This window comes from Arenibaculum sp., assembly GCF_035998295.1.
Taxonomy (GTDB): domain Bacteria; phylum Pseudomonadota; class Alphaproteobacteria; order Azospirillales; family Azospirillaceae; genus DASYHS01.
In genome coordinates this window covers 1-2,065 of the sequence record NZ_DASYHS010000060.1, presented here as the reverse complement: position 1 = coordinate 2,065, position 2,065 = coordinate 1, and the positions used below count along the sequence as shown (strand labels likewise).

At 73.1% G+C, this 2,065-nt stretch carries 3 protein-coding genes; 1 reads left to right on the top strand and 2 read right to left on the bottom strand.

Annotated features, from left to right (window positions below):
• On the bottom strand, positions 1–311 hold a 311-nt coding region (locus tag VGO20_RS06600; RefSeq protein WP_327501514.1), incomplete at its 3' end, for a hypothetical protein.
• Positions 312–427: 116 nt separating this feature from the next.
• Here VGO20_RS06600 and VGO20_RS06595 point away from each other — a divergent pair.
• On the top strand, positions 428–1,231 hold the full coding sequence (locus VGO20_RS06595; RefSeq protein WP_327501513.1) for a helix-turn-helix domain-containing protein: 804 nt from the start codon (positions 428–430) through the stop codon (positions 1,229–1,231).
• 35 nt (positions 1,232–1,266) lie between these two features.
• Here VGO20_RS06595 and VGO20_RS06590 read toward each other — a convergent pair whose 3' ends face one another.
• On the bottom strand, positions 1,267–1,911 hold the full coding sequence (locus tag VGO20_RS06590; RefSeq protein WP_327501512.1) for an HD-GYP domain-containing protein: 645 nt from the start codon (positions 1,909–1,911) through the stop codon (positions 1,267–1,269).
• Positions 1,912–2,065: the final 154 nt, after the last annotated feature.

Genomic DNA, 2,065 nt, shown 5'->3' with positions numbered 1-2,065 from the left:
GCGGTTCCGAGGCCGGTCGGCTCGATCCAGCCGCCGAGCAGCAGCAGCACGCAGTCCGCGGCCCAGACCACGTTGGCGACGATCACCGCCCACACCGCCGGCCGGGGCGGGTGCCGGCGCGTCCCCAGCCATGCGACCAGGCCGGCATAGGCGAGCAGCACCAGGCCGACCGCCTGCAGGAACGGCGCCGGAGCGCCCAGCAGTCGCTCGAACGGGCCGGCGGCGGCCGCCAGGAGCAGGCCGGCACCGGCGGTGACGACGGCGTCGGCGAGCAACGCGGTATGGAGGAAGGTCGAAGGACGGGTGGACATGGGGAATATCCTCTCTCGATGGTCGATACGGTGCCCAGTGTCCCCGGCCGGACTACGCGCGTCGATTACGTCGGGGGTAATGGCCGGGCATCCGGTTCCGGACTATCCTCCGCCCCATGAAGAAGAATGGACGACCCGTAGGCGACCTGCTGCGCGAATGGCGCCAGCGCCGCCGCATGAGCCAGCTCGACCTGGCGCTCGAGGCCAACATCTCGACCCGGCATCTGAGCTTCGTGGAGACCGGCCGCTCGTTTCCGAGCCGCGACATGCTCCTCCACCTGGCCGACCGGCTGGCCGTCCCGCTGCGCGAGCGCAACCTGCTGCTGCTCGCCGCCGGCTACGCGCCGGTCTACGCCGAGCGGCGTCTCGACGACCCGGCGCTCGCCCCGGCGCGCCGGGCGGTCGACCTGCTGCTCGCCGGCCACGAGCCCTATCCCGCCCTCGCGGTCGACCGCCACTGGACGCTGGTCGCGGCCAACGCCGCGGTGCCGCTGCTGCTGGCGGGCATCGACGCCGCCCTGCTGGAGCCGCCGACGAACGTGCTCCGCCTCAGCCTGCACCCGGCGGGACTCGCGCCGAGAATCGCCAACTACCGGGAATGGCGCGCCCATATCCTGGAGCGCCTGCGCCACCAGATCGAGGCCACCGCCGATCCGGAGCTGATCCGGCTGGCGGCGGAGCTGGAAGGCTATCCGGCACCCGACGGTGCCGGCACGGCCGCGGGCGGCGAGGACTATGGCGGGGTGCTGGTGCCGCTGCGCCTCGCCACGCCGGGCGGCGTCCTGTCCTTCTTCAGCACGACGACGGTGTTCGGAACGCCGATGGACGTGACCTTGTCGGAACTGGCGCTCGAGTCTTTCTTTCCGGCCGACCAGGCCACCGCCGACGCGATGCGCGATCTCGTCGGGCTCGCGGCCTGAGCCCGCGCGGGCCGCGAGCCCGGGACTTCCGCCGGTCAGCGGCTTCCAGCGGCCCAGGCCCGCTCGACCTCGGACTGGATGGCGACGAAGCGGGACAGCATCGCCGGGTCGAACCGGTCGAGCCCGGACCTGCCGTCGCGGCGCACCATCACGTCCAGGGCGGCGCAATGGTCCAGTGCCGGCTTGTACGCCCGCTCCTGGCGTAGCGCGTCGTAGACGTCGCAGATCGCGACGATGCGCGCCTCGGCCGGGATCGCCTCACCGCTCAGCCCGTCGGGATAGCCGCTGCCGTCATAAGCCTCGTGATGCGAACGCGCGATCGTAGCCGCGAGGTCGAGCAACGGGTCGCCATGCCCGGCGAGGATCGCCTCCCCCAGGCGGGCGTGGTGGCGCAGGACCGTCCATTCCTCCGGCGTCGGCGATCCCGGCTTCAGCAGGATCGCATCCGGGATCGTGAGCTTGCCGACGTCGTGGACCGCGGCCGCCATGCCGATCAGCTCGGCCCGTCCGGACGGCAGGCCGAGCGCGCCGGCGAGCAGCATCACAAGGCCGGCCACGTTCCGTTCGTGCGCCGACACCGCCCGGCCGGCGCTCAACTCGTCCCGGGCCCGAACCGCGTTCGCCAGGCAGGCAAGGCTCGCCGCCGACGCGGCGTCGCCCCGAACCGGATGCAGGGCCACTCTCACACCACCTTCCGCAGTTCCGCCAGGAACCCGGCGATCTCCGTCTCCAGCCGCTCCGACTGGCCGGACAGCGAACCGGCCGCGCCCAGGACGCGGGCCGATGCCTCCCCCGTCCGGCCCGCCTCCCGGGTCACGCCGGCGATGCGCTCGG

Excerpts from the sequence above, each read along its gene's own strand:
- VGO20_RS06595 (WP_327501513.1), top strand. The coding sequence starts at position 428 with ATGAAGAAGAATGGACGACCCGTAGGCGACCTGCTGCGCGAATGGCGC.